Below are 17913 nucleotides of genomic sequence, written 5' to 3' on the forward strand. Positions count from 1 at the left end.
CGAGTCGCCACTGACTCAACAACCAAAGGAACAGTAATATGCCTTATGATTCTGATAATGCTGAACTACAAAGCCTGATCGGCGAGCATGGTAATGCTTGGGCTGCGATCAACCCAGAGTACGTTTCTCGTATGCGCGCTCAAAACAAATTCAAAACAGGCCTAGATATCGCTAAATACACAGCTGACATCATGCGCGCTGATATGGATGCATATGACGCTGACTCATCTCAGTACACACAATCACTTGGTTGCTGGCATGGTTTCATCGGTCAACAAAAAATGATCTCAATCAAAAAACATTTCGGTACAACAAAGCGTAAATACCTTTACCTTTCAGGTTGGATGATTGCTGCGTTGCGTTCAGAGTTCGGCCCATTGCCTGACCAATCAATGCACGAGAAAACATCTGTTCCAGCTTTGATCGAAGAGTTGTACACGTTCTTGCGTCAAGCTGATGCGCGCGAATTGGGCGGTTTGTTCCGTGACCTAGACGCTGCACGCGCTGCTGGCGACACTGCAAAAGCTGCTGAAGTACAATCTGCAATCGACAACCACGAAACACACGTTGTGCCAATCATCGCAGACATCGACGCAGGCTTCGGTAACCCAGAAGCTACATATCTACTAGCTAAGAAAATGATCGAAGCCGGTGCATGTGCATTGCAAATCGAAAACCAAGTATCTGATGAAAAACAGTGTGGCCACCAAGATGGTAAAGTTACTGTTCCTCACGAAGATTTCTTGCAAAAAATCCGCGCATGTCGTTATGCATTCCTAGAAATGGGCGTTGAAAACGGTATCGTTGTTGCACGTACAGACAGCTTGGGTGCTGGTCTTACAAAACAAATCGCTGTGACGAATGAGCCGGGCGATTTGGGTGACCAATACAACAGCTTCCTAGATTGTGACGAAGTTACTTTGGACACTATGGGTAACGGCGACGTTGTTATCAAACAAGACGGCAAACTAATGCGTCCAAAACGCTTGCCTTCAAACTTGTTCCAGTTCCGTAAAGACACAGGCGTTGCACGTTGTGTTCTAGATTCAATCACATCATTGCAAAATGGTGCGGACATGATCTGGATCGAAACTGAAAAACCACACATCGGCCAAATCGGTGAGATGATCAACGAAGTTCGCAAAACTGTTCCAAATGCTAAATTGGTGTACAACAACTCACCATCTTTCAACTGGACATTGAACTTCCGTCAGCAAGTATTTGATGCATGGACAGAAGAAGGCAAAGACGTATCTGCATATGACCGCGCTAACTTGATGTCAGTTGATTACGATGGCACAGAATTGTCAGATGCAGCAGACGACAAAATCCGTACATTCCAAGCGGACGCTGCTCGTGAAGCTGGTATCTTCCACCACTTGATCACATTGCCAACATACCACACAGCTGCGTTGTCTACAGACAACCTTGCTAAAGAGTACTTCGGTGCTGAAGGCATGTTGGGTTACGTGGCTGGTGTTCAGCGTAAAGAGATCCGTCAAGGTATCGCATGTGTGAAACACCAAAACATGTCTGGTTCAGACATGGGTGATGACCACAAAGAATACTTTGCTGGTGAAGCAGCACTTAAAGCTGCTGGTGAAGACAACACAATGAACCAGTTCGGCTAAACCAAACTGATTTAAGACTTTGAAGGGCCCGCAGCGAAAACTGCGGGCCTTTTCTTTATGCTGCTACTGTTTCTTTCCGAAGGAGTATTGGCGTGATGAAAATGGCTAAGAAACCAGTATTGAGCACAGCATTAAACCATGCACCTACTAATACTGAAGCTGTGCTATCTATAATGAACCACGTCAAAACCGCCGTTAAAATGATTTGACCTCCGAGTTTTGGATCATTGGTGTAAACAGTGTTGGTGATCATATAGATCATGATACCCCAACCGATGGATATTCCGCTCATTATTGCAATCAAGATTTTACTTTCAGGATTGTTGAACGTTTGCAGGCCATCGAGCGGTAAGAAAACTAGATCAGCGAAGAATTCGGCAAGAACTGAAACAGGTGTGAAAAGGGCGAAAAAGAAGAGGGTGCCAAACCCGATTAAAATTTCTGATGCGAGTTTGAGATAAAAGATGCTGGATGAATGTGACATGCTGTCTCCGTTTGTTGTGAACAGCTTTGTTTTGTCACACGGGGAAACATCAAAACAATTACCTCATAGGTAAGTGCAGCGCGTTATTTTTTACGCTATTCTATTTTAGGATAGGCATAAAGGTGGATGGTATGGATAATCTATTTGGTGAAACTCTAAAAGATTGGCGTAACCAACGACGGATGAGCCAACTTGATCTTGGGTTAAGTGCAAATGTATCCGCGCGACATATCTCCTTTCTAGAAACAGGGCGTTCGAAACCAAGCCGCATGATGGTTCTCAGATTGTGTGAGGAATTGGATGTCCCGCGCCCCGCGCGCAATCAATTGTTAAATTCCGCTGGCATGGCGCCTGCATATGTGAAGCGCGATTTATCAGAGCAAGATATGGAACCTGTCAGATCAGCCGTTGATTGGATGCTAGAACGCCATACGCCGTACCCAGCAATTGCTATGGATAAATCGTGGGCAATCTTAAATATGAATAAGCCTGCCATGTTTCTGTTATCGGGTATGAACATCAATATAGGGGATAGCATGATTGTTGCGTTGGCAGAAAATAAAATGGTGCGGGATGCAATCGAAAACATTGATGAGGTTATTGCACATACCGTTGCACGTTTGCGAACTGAGAGTGCCCATTTGGGTGGGGATCAAGTTTTGGATACTGCCATTGAAAAATTGACGGCTCAGCTTGGTGATTATACGCACCCTGAAACGGGGGTGTTACCTGCGTTTATTCCAGCGCGATATCGTGCGAATGGGATGGTGTTTTCGTTTTTCTCTACGTTTAGTCAGTTTGGAACAGCAGAAGATATTGCTTTGTCAGAGCTGAAAATAGAAATGATGTTTCCTGCGGATGATCTGACGCGAGACTTGTTAATTGGTATGATGACCAACACCCAATAGTGTCGTGTTAATCTGAGGGTGGTTTATCTTTGTTTTTTTGCCTTTGATTAAGAGAAGCGCCAACGACAACGCCAAAACACATACCTATAGCCAGACCCATTCCAGGGTCATTAAAGAGACCTTGGCCCACTGCTAGTCCCAAACATGTTCCAAGAGCTAATGAAACTGGAATATGATCTTTGCTTTTGTTATTTTCATCATTCTTCATTCTCAACGGTATCCTTTGAAATGTCGGATTTGAGTTTATTTGCTCTGGGTGCATCAACATTGAATAATGTTTATCAAAGTATCGAGCATAAGTTTTTTATTATGCCAAATGAGCGGTTGTTGGCGACTTGTTGTTGTATTTTCAAACGTCACTTGCTGAAACGCCCTTAAAGTCTACCGTCCCTCAAAAGGAGATGGCTATGCAGAAGTTTTCGAGGCGTGTAATTCTGGGTTTATTTTTAACTACGGCTGCTGGTTGTAGCATTGCCGAAGAACCTAAACCAGTTTTGCGATCAGATGATATCCCATTACATCCCCAAGAAACGCCTGAATTGCGTGTTTTGATAAATAAATATGCAGATTTGTATGAAGTTCCTCGTGAATTGGTACACCGTGTTGTTCACCGCGAAAGTCGACACAATCCTAAAGCGCTTAGTAGACCCTATTATGGTTTAATGCAGATATTGCCTGCAACGGCAAAATCGATGGGGTTTCAGGGAAAACCTATGGATCTGTTAGATGCAGAAACGAACTTAAAATATGCTGTGAAATATTTGCGCGGCGCTTGGCTGTTGTCAGATGGCAGTTATGATACGGCAGTGAAATGGTATTCGCGTGGGTATTATTATGAAGCGAAACGACGTGGTATGTTGGTGGAAACAGGATTGCGTAAAAAATGACAGAAGTTATGAACGATCTAATAAGAGTTCTAAAAACTTAACAGCGTCTGTTTGAACAGTATTTGCATCTGCCCGTACACCGCTTTGTGCTGCATGAACCCATACACCATCCATATAGGATTGGATGGCGATACGCGCGGTTTCTACGGATTGTTTTGGGAGCAATCGTTTTAGTTCTGCTCGGAGATTACTGCGAATGCGGTTTTTATTCATCATTTGCAGGCGTGCCAAGCTTGGTGAGTATGGTGCGTATGCCCAAAATTGAACCCATACACTTGTACTTTGGTCTGTGAAAAACAAAGCATCAAAGTTGCCTGTGACAACTGCAATAAGTCGTTGTTTTGGGTCGGTTTGTCCTTGCATACGTACGGAAATTGCATCTTTTAAGATAGACAATAGATGCCGCATTGTTGCTTCTAATAATGCATCCTTACCACCGAAATAATAATGAATACTTCCCGTAGAGGTCTCGGCTTCTTTTGCGATTTGGCTAACGGTTAAATCTGCAAAACCATATCTATGAATTGTAATCATCACAGCATCAATAAGCTCTGCTCGACGGATTGATTTAATATCTTGGCGGCCCATGGCTCTCTCTAAAATTTGAGATATTTGTACAACTAATTAAATTTTGACACAAGTGACTAAAAAATTGCACACTTGTGCAAAATATGAAGTTAGAATCACTATCTAATTAATAAGAACTCATTGGGAGATGAGGTAAACGCAGCACAGAGAGGCTGCACAACAAAGGGGAGGGACGCCATTATGGCTGCCATACTTTCAATAATCATATCCTTCGGGATTATACTTGCGCTGACGCTGGTCGTATTTTGTGTGATCAAGTGGTGGGGCGTGCGGGTCGTTGGTGTAACGCCAGTGCCGCTGTTCACCTTTATGGCTATTCTGTTTACATCTGGACTTGACGTGGGACTGATCATGTTCCCGCTTGGGGAATTCCCGGTTTATGCGGATGCGGCGAACGCTGAATATGGATTTACCAATCCACTTGCGATTGAGTTTGGATTTTGGGGCTTCTTAATCTGGGGCTTCTATTTCCTTACCAGCTTCTATTTCTGTATCGTAGAGCCGCGCGTACAGTTCTTTAAGATCCCAATTGTGAAATGGTTGAACAACCTTGTTATTATCGGCACATGTGCTTTCACTGCCAGTTTATTCTTGATTTACTTACCATTCTACATCCCAGAAATTGGCGATGGTGAAACGGTTGTGGCAACATTCTATGTCATCGTATTCTGCGTGATCTTAGCTGCTGCATATTCCAGTACAGATATCAAGTTCGTGCGTATATTGAGTGTTGGCTCAACAGTATTATTCCTTGCTTTGATCCTGTTGATGTGGGCAAACGCTGGTATCGGTTTGGGCGAAATGGGCTCAACAATCGGACTGATCAGCGGATATTTTGGTAACATCCATAAGTTCGTTCTGCCGATCAATGATTATCATGAATTCTATCTGTTCTGGTGGTTCGCTTGGTCTATCATGATTGGTCAATTTACATCACGCTTTGTGGGTGGCATGAAAACGCAGCATCTATTAGCAGCACTTCTTGTGATCCCATCTATTCCATTGGCGATATGGTTCTCGATCTTGTATTACTACTATGCAAACGGGATCGATACGACTGGCCTGTTGAATGGTGCGATGATCGTTGTGGGTATTACATTCGTTATCAACTCACTTGATAGTTTGATCCGCCTGTATTCAGATAATCTGTCCATCACAACAGCGCGTTTTGGCAAGGCGAAATACATTGTTGGTAATGTAGCAGTGTTGTTCGGCCTGACATTGTTGTTCAAAAGCCAGTGGTTGCAAATCCAATGGATCGGTGCCGTGGTTGTTGGTATTTACCTAGCCTGTGTGGTGTTTATTTTCCTCACGAAGCGCAAAGAGGTTATGTCAATCGAAGCATCGCCAGAACAAAATGAACTGGACTTCAATAAGATTAATAAAGTGCATTGATCTGGTTTGAATAAACGACAAAGGCCTGCGGGGAAACCCGTAGGCCTTTTTTATAGCAAGATATTAAAGTTATCGCGGACTTTGCGTTCTATATCCGTTGTTAGATACTCAGGGTGATATTCGACCAATACACGCTTAGCCTCTTCGCGGGCACGCTCCCATGCATCGGGTCGGCCATTTTCGCGCCATGTAATAGGCGGGTCGCGATCGGCAAACTCTGGATAATAATAGTCGCGCTCCATAGCTGCTAAAGTATCTGCACTACCAAGGAAGTGACCCTCGCCCAAAACGGCATCTTCGATGGCTTCAAAACTTAAGGTTTCATCATTCACTTCTATACCGCGCAATGTGCGGTAGATTGCGGAATGCATATCATTGTCTAACAGAAAAGCCTCAAAGGATGCACCCAAAAGGGAGGCTGTCATACCAGAACTTTCATAAATAAGGTTACCACCTGCCAAACCAGCAGCCAGTGATGTAAGTGCTTTCTCTGCACCATATTGGGCATCAATAGCTTTGGCATCTGTCATCGAAGACGCAACACCAGATGGCAGCCCCAGCCAATTTGAAAGCTGTGCAGATGCAGCATTCATCACGGCGCATTCGCCACCACCGCCTGCAAAGGCACCTGTACGTAGATCGATTACTAAGGGCCAGTTTGAAAACACCATTGGATAACTAGGTTTGATGACGTGAACCATCAATAAGGCTGCTAATGTCTCTGCTAATGATTGAGCTAAAAAACCCGCCAAGGTTGCTGGTGCCGTTGCACCTGATTGAGCGGCGGTAATGTTTGAGATTGGAATGTTATGCTTCATACATTCGAAAACCACATCCACAGCGTCTTCGCCAAATCGCATGGGGGAAATCAATGGGCTTACATGTGCTTTGATATAAGGGCGTTTGGAAAATGAACCTGTGCCGCCTTCGATCATATCCAGCATATCTATAATCGGTTGTATGCTTTCAGCAACGGTGAAAGAGGTAGCTACGGGTTTTGTCGTGCCCTTCAAAAGCGCAAACACAGTGTTCACATCTAAGTCTAATGTTGTTTCCATATCCGTAGCGACACAGCACCTTGTGAACCAACTGACGTTATCCAATTGATCTTGCAGTCGTGTGAAATCATAGAGATCTTGTAACGTTGAAGGGCGATAATCATGGGTGTTCAAATCCAAGGTTTGAACGGCAGCACCGCCCGTTCCAAAATGCACACGATCCCCACCCACTTCGATTGTGCGGTTTGGGTCGCGCCCGTGTAAGGGGAATGTTTTAGCTGCTTTATCGATGGCCTCTTCAACAAGGCCTTTGGGAAAGTACACGCGGTCATCTTTTGCTGTGGCGCCTGCCTTAATAAACAGATCGATTAACCGCTGTGGTGTTTCTCCAATTCCAAGATCGCAGAGCAATTTTAGGGCCATATTATAGATGGCCTTCAATTCTGTTGTGTTGAGTGGTTTGTAAAAGCCGCCAACTTGTCCAGGAGGGCAAGGGTTTGTTGTTGGCGGCGCTGCGCGCAGTGCCAACCTGTCTTTTCGTCCTCCCGATCGTCTTACCACATGCGTATCCTTAATAAACTTTGGAACATCAGAAATGACAAAGTGAAACGGATCAAGCATACGATCAGAGTTTCATTAAAAATAACGGCCAAGATAATAGAAGCTGAAAGGGTTTACCCCAAAAGTGCCTTTACCATTTCAGAATTCATATCCTTTAAACCGTCTACCACTGTGAAATGGTGCATAGTCGGTTCGATCATTAACTTTGTATCTACACCCAGTTCTGACCACTTCTCATGTAGTATCTTTGTTTGACTTATAAACTCTGGCCGCTCATCAGCACCCACCCAACAGTTTAATGGAATGTTGGAAAGTGGCGTTTGTAAATAAGGGCTTTCTGATATGGCTTCTTCAGTGGATAAGCGTAAGACTTCGTTTAATTCGGTATGGCAAAGATTACGTAGATCATGAACGCCGCTGACTGAAACCACATTTTCTATACGGCTTATGATTGATGCATCCAATGACGTGTCTTTGCACATCATACGCGTTGCCAAATGCCCTCCTGCGGAGTGGCCAATCAAACGAATTGGGCCCTCTATGCGCTTTGCTGCGGCTGTAACCGCGTGAGCAATTTCAAACGTCATCTCATGAATATAAGCATTGGGGGCAAGGGTATAGGATGGCATCGCAACAGCCCACCCATGTGCTAATGGTCCTGCAGCAAGATCGGAAAAATAGCTGCGATCCAAGCGCTTCCAATAACCACCATGGATAAAGACAACCAAACCTTTTGGCGTTCCCTCTGGCCAGAACATATCGAATTTTTGGCGTTCCATGTCACCATATGGCTGATTTATCTCTGCTTTAGTATGAGTATTGCGAAATGCAGCGGCGCGACCACACCATATGTCAAAGAATCCTAATGCGTTTGGCACATGGCCTACATTGTCAAATTCGTCATCCCAATCTTTCATGCTTTATTTCTCAACGATCTTCGTCGTACAGACGCATGTGCGCAATGATTTGCCCGTGATCTGAAGCCAACTTATTGTAGGGTGCTTCTGGGTGCGAGCCGTCTGTCAGATGGTCATTTAGAACAGAGAAATATTCCATCGTAGCAACAGCATTTTCATTTTCAGGATGGAAATGGCGTGACATCAAAATTTGGTCAATGCTTTCATAAACACCACCAAATGCAGAGGTATAAACCATATCACGTAGGGATTTACGTACGAATAGTTTCTCGGCACTCACTAACTGCATTGCTTCAATATCACCGCGGATTTGTTCATTTTCTTCACGGGTATACCGGTCGTTCTTTTTCTGGGCATCATGGCGACGCATCCATGAATAATTCTTAAATGGTTTCTCGCCCATCACAATTTCAGAAGAGACAGCATGTTCGCTGTCATTGAAATCACCCAGTGACATGACGGGATGCCCTGCCTTTAATTCGTCTACAATCAAACGGCGCAAAACCAATGCTTCCGCTGTTCTGCGTAACGATGCACGCAAACTGCCTAATGCACGCCCTGTTGGATCGTAATTCGTTAGATCGGCCTCTGGAGAGAAGGGTGCACCTTTTGGTGTCAGGTACTCGCCAAGTTTGGATTTGAAATGGGTGTTGAAAACGGTGATCACTTCACCACCGACACGAATACGTGCTTTGATGATTGGACGCGAAAGTTTTGTTAATGTGAAGTTGCCTGCATGGCCACCTCCCAATTCTGGAAATTCAATAACCAGAGGTTCGGAAAGTTTTTGAATAACTTCTGGTGTGCCTTCGAACCCATAACGGGACAGAATAGCCAGGCCAGGTCTGCGATGCCCTGGTTCACCATCATTTACGTTGGGCGCAAAGAATAAAGAACCGTCTTCATAGGGTGTATAGCTGAGTTTGCGAAAGATTGCTTTGCGGTGGTAGCGTTTGGAACGATCTGGAATAACCTCATCATTCAGTGCTTCGCCACTTTCGTTTGCTGCTTTAATCACTGCATACAAAGACGGTTGGTCGAAAATTTCCTGAAAACAAACGATGTCTGTGTCCATCGTAACAAGTTGATCCGCCAGCCAGCTTTCTTTCCAAGCGTGTTCTTCTTCTGTGTATTCTTCAAAGCGATAATACTCGCTGTTGGCACCGATTAAATTTTTGACGTTAAAACTGGCAATCGTAAATTCTGTCACGCTTTGCTCCCATATTTATCTAAGGCCATTTGGAAAATAGCTGCGTCTACATTACCGCCTGTTGCTACGGCAATCATCGTATCATTATCACTATCTTTACTGTGAAAGAGCGCTGCCGCCAATGCCGCAGCACCGCCTGGTTCAATGACAATTTTGAGGCGTTCAAATGCAAGAGCCATTGCATGTAGGCACTCGTCTTCAGTAACGACGTGACCTGTTCCACATAGGCGTTTCATTATTGGAAATGTGATGTCACCTGGTTGGGGTGTTAAAATCGCATCACAAATTGATGTGGCTGGCGCGTTTTGTTTGATTTCGCCCGCTACAAGTGATCGGGCAACATCATCAAATCCCGCAGGTTCGCATGTGCGCATCGTATAAGATGGCGCATCTCGTTCTAACGCCAATGCTATACCAGACGTTAAACCACCGCCTCCGCAGCAAACCAAAACATCTGCGGCATCTATATTGGCATCGTTGGCTTGTTCTGCAATTTCTAATCCAACTGTACCTTGCCCCGCTATGACTTCGTTATTATCGAACGGTTGGATCAAGGTCATATTACGCCCTGCGTTTGCTTTATTGGCGATTTCTAAACGGTCGTCATTGAAACGATCAAATAAAACGACTTCAGCGCCGAATGCTTTGGTGTTCTCAATTTTGATTTTTGGGGCATCTGACGGCATGATAATAACAGCTGGAATACCGTGTTCTTTTGCTGCAAATGAAACACCTTGTGCATGGTTGCCAGATGAAAATGCGATCACACCACATTTACGATCCGCTTCTGGTATTGCAGAAACGGCTGACCAACCGCCGCGAAACTTGAAAGATCCTGTATGCTGTAAACATTCTGCTTTGACATAGACTTTGCGCTCTGCAATTTCATCCAGAAAGGGCGAGGATAAAAGAGGTGTTCTTATTGCTTTACTGCCAATTCTTTTGGCGGCGGCCTGGATCATTTCATAACTGCTCATAAACGTTAAAACTCTTTGGCAAGGTTTGGGATTTTATGGAGTGTTTTTAATACTTCACGAGGCGTCCATGGCAATTTATCTTGTGGTTCTCCTGCGCGGTTTACCCACGCAGTTTGGAAACCGAATTTTGAAGCGGCCGCCGCGTCCCAGCCGTTTGAAGAGACGAATAGCACTTGATCTGGTGTGCAGTTAAAACGGTCACATACCATCTGGTAAACGACTGGAGCAGGTTTAAATATACCGACATCTTCAACGCTTAGTACATCATCCAAGACATCCCCAACACCAGCAGATTGCACTGCGCCATCTAGCATTTTAGGGGATCCGTTGGATAGGATCGCAGTATTGTACCCCGCTGATTTTAAAGCAGTTAACATCTCTGGAACTTCTTCGTAGGCGTCTAATTCCCAATAAAGTGCTAAAAGACGTTCACGTAATTCAGTATCGCCAGATAGCCCGCTCGCTTCTAGTGCGTAATCCAAACCATTTTGTGTGACGTCCCAAAAGTCTGCATGTGCATCCATAACAGCACGCAACCACGTGTATTGAAGTTGCTTTAAACGCCAATCATTGGCGACCTTTGTCCAAACCTTTGCAAAAGCTTCACGATTTGGCTCAGATGCAGCTTGGCGTGCTGCGGCGGCTACATCAAATAACGTGCCGTATGCGTCGAAAATACAGGTGGTAATTGGCATGTGTAACTCTCCTTGAGCGGAGCTTTACACATGCGCTTTTAGAATGGAATGGGGAACCTTACAGATTTTCAGGTTGGGCCATCCCAAGTACGTGATAACCACCATCCACACAGATGACTTCACCGGTTGTGCATTCGCCGTAATCAGAAGCCAGATAAACGGCTGTACCGCCCACTGCTTCCAATGTTGCATTTGCCCGTAAAGGTGAGTTTGCTTGTGTAGCTTTGAACGTTTTGCGTGCACCACCAATAGCCGCGCCTGCCAATGTCCGCATTGGGCCTGGGCTGATTGCATTAACACGAATCCCATCTGGACCAAGGTCGTTGGCCAAATAGCGCACAGCACTTTCTAAAGCGGCTTTCGCGATACCCATTACGTTGTAATAAGGGGTGACACGGTTAGAGCCTTGATATGTCAACGTAAGGATTGTCCCGCCGTCTTTCATCAATGGTTTCGCACGACGTGCAACCTCAATCAAAGAATAACATGAGATATCTAGAGAATTTTTGAAATTCGCGCGAGATGTATCAACAATACGACCTGTCAGTTCATTCTTGTCAGAATAAGCAATGGCGTGGATCAAGAAATCAAACTTGCCCCATTCTTTTTCTAAAGATGCAAACAAAGCACCAAGAGAAGCATCATCTTGAACGTCTGCTTCTAAAACAATGTTTGACCCGAGGCTTTCCGCCAATGGGCGCACACGTTTTTCAAAAGCTTCACCTTGGAATGTGAATGCCAATTCAGCGCCTTCAGCAGCCATAGCGCATGCAATGCCCCAAGCGATTGATTTGTCGTTAGCTACGCCCATTACAAGGCCGCGTTTGCCTTTCATAAGATCAGCCATGGTATTTACTCATTGCTAGGGTCGCGTTTGTGCCACCAAAGCCGAAGCTGTTGGAAATAACTGTATCTAGCTCCACATTGTCACGACGTGTTGTTACGATTTCTTCAGGTTTCAGGTTTTCATCCAACTCTGTCACATTTGCAGAAGCTGCGATAAAGTTGTTTTGCATCATAAGAAGTGAATAGATGGCTTCTTGCGCACCTGTTGCACCTAATGAGTGACCAGTCAAAGACTTGGTTGAACTGATTGGTGGTGTTGATTCTTCTCCGAATACACGGCGAACAGCTTCAACTTCGGTTACATCACCTGCTGGTGTCGATGTGCCGTGTGCGTTGATGTAATCGACTTTGCGTTCACCAATTGTGGATATTGCAAGCTTCATAGAACGTTCACCACCTTCACCAGATGGCGCAACCATATCGTGGCCGTCTGATGTAGCACCGTAACCAGTAACTTCTGCATAAATTCTGGCGCCACGCGCAAGTGCGTGATCAAGCTCTTCTAGAACTACAACCGCACCGCCACCAGCAATTACAAAACCATCGCGGTTTGCGTCGAACGCTCGAGAAGCTTCTGTCGGTGTGTCATTGTATTTAGAAGACATCGCACCCATCGCATCAAATAAGCAGGACAATGTCCAATCCAATTCTTCACCACCACCAGCAAACACAATGTCTTGCTTACCAAGTTGGATTTGCTCAACGCCGTTGCCAATACAATGTGCTGATGTTGAGCAGGCTGATGTGATGGAATAGTTAACGCCTTTGATTTTAAACGGGGTCGCCAAACAAGCAGAGTTTGTTGACGACATACCACGTGTCACCATGAATGGACCCATACGTTTTGGGGCGCCTTTTTCGATGACGATTTTATGTGCATTGAACAGGTTGATCGTTGACGGGCCGCCAGACCCCATTACCAAACCTGTGCGTTCGTTAGAAACTTCGTTCTCTTCCAACCCACTGTCTGCAACAGCTTGTTCCATGGCTAGGAAGTTATAAGCAGCACCCATACCCATAAAGCGCATCTGACGCTTATCGATGTGCTCTACTGGATCAATAGATGGCATGCCGTGAATTTGGCTGCGAAATCCATGCTCTTTGTAGTCTTCTGCGGCACTGATGCCAGACGTTCCATTTTTCAAAGAGGCTAGAACCTCTTCTGTATTGTTCCCGATTGAGGAAATAATCCCCAAACCTGTGATAACGACACGGCGCATTAGCGTGCTCCTTTATTTGGGTATTAGTTTGACAGATCAACGGCAGCGAGGCCTACTTTCATATCTGTGACTTCATAGGCGAGTTCATCGTCTGCATAGACTTTACCATTGGCCACGCCAATCTTGATTTTACGATCAATGACACGTGTGAATTCAATGTCATATGTCAGCATTTTACATTCTGGTGTCACCATGCTCATTAATTTCACTTCACCAACACCAAGAGCCATACCTTGGCCCAGCATTCCGCGCCATCCAAGGTTGAAGCCTGTAAGTTGCCAAAGGCCGTCTAAACCAAGACAACCTGGCATAATCGGGTTTCCAGGAAAGTGGCATTCGAAAAACCAAAGATCAGGCGTGATATCAAATTCAGCTTTAATGTGGCCTTTGCCATGTGCGCCGCCATCAGCAGAGACTTCTGTAATGCGGTCCATCATCAACATTGGCGGCATGGGTAGCTGTGCATTGCCTGCACCAAACATCTCTCCCTTGGCGCATTTAATCAGTGCATCTTTATCAAAACTTGTTGGTCTTTCGGACATGTTTGCCTGTCTCCATTTATTCATTTCCAATTGTGAGTATCACTACTTTTGTCTGACTATCAATAGGTGGTGGCACTTAAGCGCATGCACTGCATATCTGTTTTTGTTGAACTTCTGATAAAATACCGTCATAATCCCCAAGAAATGTATAAACTGGTGAACTGATATGCATACCGACCCGCAAACGCGTGGCAGGCAATGGCTTGAAAGCAAAGATGTACGTCCGACCAAACAGCGTTTGGCTTTGGCTACTTTGCTTGTGGGTGATGGCAAAAATCGCCATGTAACGGCTGAAAGCTTACATGAAGCTGTGTCAGATACAGAAGCGTCAGTTTCATTGGCAACGGTTTATAATACATTACGGTTGTTCTGTGATGCGGAGTTAATGAATGAAATCACTGTTGATGGGAATAAATCCTATTTCGATACGCGCACAGACCAACACCCTCATTTCTTTTGGGAAGGGGATCGTAAATTAACGGATGCTCCCACAGAAACGTTGAAATTTGAAAGCATACCAACACCACCAGACGGTATGGAAATTGCAAGCGTTGATGTTGTCATTAGGTTGCGTAAGCGTCAGTAATTTAAAACCACTGACCTGGTTCCATAAATCCGTGATCCATGAGTTGTTGTGAATTCCAGCGGAATTTTACAGATTTTGACCATATAAAATTATCAATCTCATACATAGATCCTGGATTCGTTTTGAGGCTCTTCGCCGTGCGGAATGAACAAATCGCAATTGTTGTATTGTGATGCCAAGGGCAAGAGAAAGTATTGTATTCCCCAATATTGAAATATCCATCTTCGCCCATTTCCAACCCTGCTTGTGGTTTGAATAAGCCAACACGGTTTAAGCGTCTGCGCTGATAAGGTAGATGTTCTTCGAAACGCCATTTTAAGCCACCATAGATATCTAATTGACGATCTTGGGCTTCACCTTCGATGTATCGTTGCAAAGCATAATATCCTGCTCCATCAAAATGCGCGTCTTCTAATGAAAATCCATCCTTAGCTTTGCCGAGATCATCAGCATAAAGATCAATTGTGTAAGTGAAAACAGATGATCGTTTTTCTTCGGTGGCAAAATCCGTCAAATCTGTAATAGCCCGGGTCTCACAAAAAGGAAAATGCAGGTATTCTGCATTAAAGCAGTAATAAACCCACCGATTGAGGCATAATTCTATCATGCGATTCAAGTAAGGTGATACGTCAGAAAAAAATGCATCTTCGATATCAATTGTATCGCAAAGTTCGGCACAACTTTCAGGAAGTTCTAAGTCTGGGCGTTTGATTACAAACAAATTTTCAAATCCCAAACGCGAATGATGGCGAATACACGAGCTAAGGCCAGTTAGGTCCTCTGCAAGGATAAAGCCGATAGGACCTTTGCCCGTATCGCTGGATGGAATGTCGAAAAGTGCTTTTGCCATATATGCCTGCTATTACTCGTTATTTCTAAACTTTTATAATCTCTATTCAGTCTAAGTTGAAAAATCCAGTAAAGAGTATTTTAAAATGCCTAAATATTACAAAGTCGCTAAGACATTGCGGATTATGCCTTAGGGGTGTAAAGCGCTGGCTTTAGAAACCCCATGCTGAGTGTTAAAAGATGTCGGAACAGAAAAAGCTTTATATTAAGACATATGGTTGCCAGATGAACGTATACGATTCTGAACGTATATCGGATGCTTTGGCACCAGAAGGCTATTCTGTGACTGCGGATGAAAACGAGGCAGATTTGGTCTTGTTGAACACTTGCCATATTCGCGAAAAAGCTGCGGAAAAGATTTATTCAGAACTTGGCCGTATGAAGCAGTTGAAGCTTAAGAAACCTGAAATGCAATTTGGTGTCGCTGGGTGTGTTGCGCAAGCTGAGGGTCAAGAAATTATCAATCGCCAGCCAATGGTGGATTTGGTTGTGGGTTCGCAAGCCTATCATAATCTGCCCGAAATGATGCGTGACGTGGCAAAAGGGCAAAAGCCTGTTGATATAGATTTTCCAGCAGAAGATAAATTCGACCATATCCTGCGCAGCAAAGGGAAACGCAAATTGCCAAGTGCGTTTTTAACGGTTCAAGAAGGTTGCGATAAATTCTGTGCTTTTTGCGTGGTGCCTTATACACGCGGCGCCGAAGTTTCGCGACCAGCGCAAAAAATTATCGATGAGGCAAAGCATTTGGTGGATCAAGGTGTTGTTGAAATCAACTTGCTTGGTCAAAATGTGAATGCCTACCATGGTCAAGGTGCTGATGGTGAATGGTCACTTGCACGCCTTATCCGTGAGTTGGCAAAGATTAATGAATTGAAGCGCATTCGTTTCACGACATCGCACCCAAATGACATGGATGACGATTTGATTGCAGCACATGGCGATACTGAAAAATTGATGCCGTATCTACATTTGCCTGTTCAAGCAGGCTCTGACCGTGTTTTGAAGGCTATGAATCGTAAACATACAGCTGAAGAATATCTAAAGCTTATCGAGCGTATCCGTTCTGTCCGTAAAGATATCGCTTTATCTGGCGACTTCATTGTTGGATTTCCTGGCGAAACCGAAGCTGATTTTCAAGATACTTTGAATTTGTGTGAAGAGGTTCGCTATGGGCAAGCATATTCTTTTAAATATTCAACGCGCCCTGGTACGCCTGCAGCGGACCGAGACCAAGTTGATGAAGTGGAAAAAGCAGATCGCTTGAAGCGGTTACAAACACTGCTGACCAAACATCAGTATGAGTTCCAATTATCTATGGTTGGGAAGATACTTCCTGTTCTTTTGGAAAAACCGGCACGTGATCCAGGACAATTTGTTGGCAAATCGGAATATTTACATGCGGTTCATATGGATGCAAAAGCTGAACAAGTTGGCACAATTGTACAAGCTAAAGTGACTCGTACTGAAAGAAATTCTCTTGGGGCGGAAATTGTAAAATAAGGTGAAAAATCTTATTTTTCAAACAATTGGTTCCATTGTGGATACAATAGAAGCTTACGCAAGGTTAATGTTTCCCAACTATACATAGTATAGTGAAGTTTTTCCTTCACAAACTGTAGATATTTGCTACCCTTAGGTAAAATTAATGTTAAGTATCACCAAATAATTGGTGCGCTATCGCTTTTTTAAGTGTTGGTAATAGTTTATGTAGTAGAAGGGGAGCAGTAGGGTGTTCAAAAATCTATTAAAGATTGCAGCTGTGACTGTAGTAGGGGCGTCAATTGCTTCCGCAGCCAGTGCAGATCTTGTTGTAACAAAATCAAGTCAGAGCGAAAGATATGTTCCTACGATCTGGGTTGACCCAGATGGGTGCGAACATTGGGTTATGGATGACGGTGTTGAAGGTTATATGACGCCGCATACAACCCGTGATGGTATCCCTGTTTGTCGCCGTGGTAACACATGCGCAGTGATGAACACGGATCAGTTATTCGCTGTTGATAAATGGCACATCAATTCTGCAAATCGTTCACGTTTGCAAAATTTCTTTAAAAGCGCTGGTGCAACAGCCTATTTGGTTGATGGTCACACAGACAGCGATGCGAGTGATGCTTACAACATGCGCCTTTCACAAAATCGTGCCATTGCAATTGCTAAGATTGCACAAAGCGTAGGTGCTAAAGCGCAAGCGCGTTGGTATGGTGAACGTGTTCCTGTGGCGTCAAATAAAACGAAACATGGTAAGTCAAAGAACCGCCGTGTTGAAATCACTTGTATCCGCTAAGCTGGAAGGAAAAACTATGAAACTTGTAAAAGCAATTTCAATCGCACTTCTACCTTTAGCACTTGCTGCTTGCTCGGGTACAAAAGTAAACAAAACTGTAGATCGCGGCTTTGACGCTAAACACCTTAGCCAGCTTAAAGCGGGTATATGGGTTGACCCACGCGGGTGCGATCATTGGATCATCGATGATGGTGTGGAGGGATACCTATCCGCACGTTTGGATAAATATGGCAAACCAGTTTGTTCTGGTATAGCTCCGCCAAATACTGCTAATGGGGCGTTTAAATCTGGTAGTACATTTGGTGATACAATCTAATTAGAGCCAGCATAAT

Annotated in this window: 20 protein-coding genes; 8 read left to right on the forward strand and 12 right to left on the reverse strand. The window is 44.4% G+C overall.

Annotated features, from left to right (window positions below; translation table 11 throughout):
* Positions 1-38 precede the first annotated feature (38 nt).
* Positions 39-1631 (forward strand): isocitrate lyase, encoded by a 1593-nt coding sequence (locus tag F9L33_RS12075; protein WP_152143054.1) that lies wholly within the window; start codon positions 39-41, stop codon positions 1629-1631.
* 55 nt (positions 1632-1686) lie between these two features.
* On the opposite strand, the gene F9L33_RS12080 is transcribed toward F9L33_RS12075, so the two are convergent.
* A complete protein-coding gene (locus tag F9L33_RS12080) occupies positions 1687-2115 on the reverse strand; it encodes an excinuclease ABC subunit A (protein ID WP_152143055.1) in 429 nt (142 codons plus the stop codon).
* A 131-nt stretch (positions 2116-2246) separates the two neighbouring features.
* On the opposite strand from F9L33_RS12080, the gene F9L33_RS12085 reads away from it, so the two are divergent.
* A complete protein-coding gene (locus tag F9L33_RS12085; protein ID WP_152143056.1) occupies positions 2247-3023 on the forward strand; it encodes a helix-turn-helix domain-containing protein in 777 nt (258 codons plus the stop codon).
* A gap of 7 nt (positions 3024-3030) precedes the next feature.
* Here F9L33_RS12085 and F9L33_RS12090 read toward each other — a convergent pair whose 3' ends face one another.
* A complete protein-coding gene (locus F9L33_RS12090) occupies positions 3031-3231 on the reverse strand; it encodes a glycine zipper family protein (protein WP_152143057.1) in 201 nt (66 codons plus the stop codon).
* A 199-nt stretch (positions 3232-3430) separates the two neighbouring features.
* On the opposite strand from F9L33_RS12090, the gene F9L33_RS12095 reads away from it, so the two are divergent.
* Positions 3431-3910, forward strand: coding sequence for a lytic transglycosylase domain-containing protein (locus tag F9L33_RS12095; protein WP_152143058.1), 480 nt, complete (start codon positions 3431-3433; stop codon positions 3908-3910).
* A 6-nt stretch (positions 3911-3916) separates the two neighbouring features.
* Here F9L33_RS12095 and betI read toward each other — a convergent pair whose 3' ends face one another.
* A complete protein-coding gene (gene betI, locus F9L33_RS12100; protein ID WP_152143059.1) occupies positions 3917-4498 on the reverse strand; it encodes a transcriptional regulator BetI in 582 nt (193 codons plus the stop codon).
* Positions 4499-4678: 180 nt separating this feature from the next.
* Between betI and F9L33_RS12105 the strand changes: the two genes are divergently transcribed.
* Positions 4679-5893, forward strand: coding sequence for a BCCT family transporter (locus F9L33_RS12105; RefSeq protein ID WP_152143060.1), 1215 nt, complete (start codon positions 4679-4681; stop codon positions 5891-5893).
* Positions 5894-5943: 50 nt separating this feature from the next.
* Here the strand turns inward: F9L33_RS12105 and F9L33_RS12110 are convergent, their stop codons facing one another.
* Genes F9L33_RS12110 through fabA form a run of 8 tightly spaced genes read right to left on the reverse strand, consistent with a single transcriptional unit; the run spans position 5944 to position 13859 of the window.
* Positions 5944-7512: a trimethylamine methyltransferase family protein gene (locus F9L33_RS12110; protein ID WP_152143061.1), complete on the reverse strand. Its 1569-nt coding sequence runs from the start codon at positions 7510-7512 to the stop codon at positions 5944-5946.
* Positions 7513-7565: 53 nt separating this feature from the next.
* Positions 7566-8369 (reverse strand): alpha/beta hydrolase, encoded by an 804-nt coding sequence (locus tag F9L33_RS12115; protein WP_152143062.1) that lies wholly within the window; start codon positions 8367-8369, stop codon positions 7566-7568.
* Positions 8370-8379: 10 nt separating this feature from the next.
* Positions 8380-9579 carry an endonuclease/exonuclease/phosphatase family protein gene (locus tag F9L33_RS12120; RefSeq protein ID WP_152143063.1) on the reverse strand — a complete coding sequence of 400 codons (1200 nt, stop codon included), beginning with the start codon at positions 9577-9579 and terminating at the stop codon, positions 8380-8382.
* Positions 9576-10556: a threonine/serine dehydratase gene (locus F9L33_RS12125; protein ID WP_152143064.1), complete on the reverse strand. Its 981-nt coding sequence runs from the start codon at positions 10554-10556 to the stop codon at positions 9576-9578. The genes F9L33_RS12120 and F9L33_RS12125 overlap by 4 nt, the downstream gene beginning before the upstream one ends.
* 5 nt (positions 10557-10561) lie before the next feature.
* Complete coding sequence (locus tag F9L33_RS12130; RefSeq protein WP_152143065.1) at positions 10562-11251, reverse strand: haloacid dehalogenase type II; 690 nt, start codon at positions 11249-11251, stop codon at positions 10562-10564.
* Between the two features lie 58 nt (positions 11252-11309).
* Positions 11310-12098, reverse strand: coding sequence for an enoyl-ACP reductase (locus F9L33_RS12135; RefSeq protein ID WP_152143066.1), 789 nt, complete (start codon positions 12096-12098; stop codon positions 11310-11312).
* Entirely contained in the window at positions 12091-13317 is a 1227-nt protein-coding gene (gene fabB, locus F9L33_RS12140; protein WP_152143067.1) for a beta-ketoacyl-ACP synthase I, read from the reverse strand. Before fabB ends, F9L33_RS12135 begins: the two co-directional genes overlap by 8 nt.
* A 23-nt stretch (positions 13318-13340) precedes the next feature.
* Positions 13341-13859, reverse strand: coding sequence for a bifunctional 3-hydroxydecanoyl-ACP dehydratase/trans-2-decenoyl-ACP isomerase (fabA, locus tag F9L33_RS12145; RefSeq protein ID WP_152143068.1), 519 nt, complete (start codon positions 13857-13859; stop codon positions 13341-13343).
* A gap of 166 nt (positions 13860-14025) precedes the next feature.
* Between fabA and irr the strand changes: the two genes are divergently transcribed.
* Positions 14026-14445 carry a Fur family transcriptional regulator Irr gene (gene irr, locus F9L33_RS12150; RefSeq protein ID WP_152143069.1) on the forward strand — a complete coding sequence of 140 codons (420 nt, stop codon included), beginning with the start codon at positions 14026-14028 and terminating at the stop codon, positions 14443-14445.
* A gap of 1 nt (position 14446) precedes the next feature.
* Here irr and F9L33_RS12155 read toward each other — a convergent pair whose 3' ends face one another.
* Positions 14447-15295: a hypothetical protein gene (locus F9L33_RS12155; protein WP_152143070.1), complete on the reverse strand. Its 849-nt coding sequence runs from the start codon at positions 15293-15295 to the stop codon at positions 14447-14449.
* A 179-nt stretch (positions 15296-15474) separates the two neighbouring features.
* Between F9L33_RS12155 and miaB the strand changes: the two genes are divergently transcribed.
* The 3 genes from miaB (at position 15475) to F9L33_RS12170 (ending at position 17897) form a co-directional block, all read left to right on the forward strand.
* A complete protein-coding gene (gene miaB, locus F9L33_RS12160; RefSeq protein ID WP_152143071.1) occupies positions 15475-16797 on the forward strand; it encodes a tRNA (N6-isopentenyl adenosine(37)-C2)-methylthiotransferase MiaB in 1323 nt (440 codons plus the stop codon).
* A 229-nt stretch (positions 16798-17026) separates the two neighbouring features.
* On the forward strand, positions 17027-17581 hold the full coding sequence (locus F9L33_RS12165) for an OmpA family protein (protein ID WP_370452126.1): 555 nt from the start codon (positions 17027-17029) through the stop codon (positions 17579-17581).
* Positions 17582-17597: 16 nt separating this feature from the next.
* A complete protein-coding gene (locus F9L33_RS12170; RefSeq protein ID WP_152143072.1) occupies positions 17598-17897 on the forward strand; it encodes a hypothetical protein in 300 nt (99 codons plus the stop codon).
* Positions 17898-17913: the final 16 nt, after the last annotated feature.

Origin of the sequence: Amylibacter sp. SFDW26, from assembly GCF_009184395.1 — a bacterium.
Classification (GTDB): Bacteria; Pseudomonadota; Alphaproteobacteria; order Rhodobacterales; family Rhodobacteraceae; genus Amylibacter.

Excerpts from the sequence above, each read along its gene's own strand:
- F9L33_RS12075 (WP_152143054.1), top strand. The coding sequence starts at position 39 with ATGCCTTATGATTCTGATAATGCTGAACTACAAAGCCTGATCGGCGAG.
- F9L33_RS12080 (WP_152143055.1), bottom strand. The coding sequence starts at position 2,115 with ATGTCACATTCATCCAGCATCTTTTATCTCAAACTCGCATCAGAAATT.
- F9L33_RS12085 (WP_152143056.1), top strand. The coding sequence starts at position 2,247 with ATGGATAATCTATTTGGTGAAACTCTAAAAGATTGGCGTAACCAACGA.
- F9L33_RS12090 (WP_152143057.1), bottom strand. The coding sequence starts at position 3,231 with ATGAAGAATGATGAAAATAACAAAAGCAAAGATCATATTCCAGTTTCA.
- F9L33_RS12095 (WP_152143058.1), top strand. The coding sequence starts at position 3,431 with ATGCAGAAGTTTTCGAGGCGTGTAATTCTGGGTTTATTTTTAACTACG.
- betI (WP_152143059.1), bottom strand. The coding sequence starts at position 4,498 with ATGGGCCGCCAAGATATTAAATCAATCCGTCGAGCAGAGCTTATTGAT.
- F9L33_RS12105 (WP_152143060.1), top strand. The coding sequence starts at position 4,679 with ATGGCTGCCATACTTTCAATAATCATATCCTTCGGGATTATACTTGCG.
- F9L33_RS12110 (WP_152143061.1), bottom strand. The coding sequence starts at position 7,512 with ATGCTTGATCCGTTTCACTTTGTCATTTCTGATGTTCCAAAGTTTATT.
- F9L33_RS12115 (WP_152143062.1), bottom strand. The coding sequence starts at position 8,369 with ATGAAAGATTGGGATGACGAATTTGACAATGTAGGCCATGTGCCAAAC.
- F9L33_RS12125 (WP_152143064.1), bottom strand. The coding sequence starts at position 10,556 with ATGAGCAGTTATGAAATGATCCAGGCCGCCGCCAAAAGAATTGGCAGT.
- F9L33_RS12130 (WP_152143065.1), bottom strand. The coding sequence starts at position 11,251 with ATGCCAATTACCACCTGTATTTTCGACGCATACGGCACGTTATTTGAT.
- F9L33_RS12135 (WP_152143066.1), bottom strand. The coding sequence starts at position 12,098 with ATGGCTGATCTTATGAAAGGCAAACGCGGCCTTGTAATGGGCGTAGCT.
- fabB (WP_152143067.1), bottom strand. The coding sequence starts at position 13,317 with ATGCGCCGTGTCGTTATCACAGGTTTGGGGATTATTTCCTCAATCGGG.
- fabA (WP_152143068.1), bottom strand. The coding sequence starts at position 13,859 with ATGTCCGAAAGACCAACAAGTTTTGATAAAGATGCACTGATTAAATGC.
- irr (WP_152143069.1), top strand. The coding sequence starts at position 14,026 with ATGCATACCGACCCGCAAACGCGTGGCAGGCAATGGCTTGAAAGCAAA.
- F9L33_RS12155 (WP_152143070.1), bottom strand. The coding sequence starts at position 15,295 with ATGGCAAAAGCACTTTTCGACATTCCATCCAGCGATACGGGCAAAGGT.
- miaB (WP_152143071.1), top strand. The coding sequence starts at position 15,475 with ATGTCGGAACAGAAAAAGCTTTATATTAAGACATATGGTTGCCAGATG.
- F9L33_RS12170 (WP_152143072.1), top strand. The coding sequence starts at position 17,598 with ATGAAACTTGTAAAAGCAATTTCAATCGCACTTCTACCTTTAGCACTT.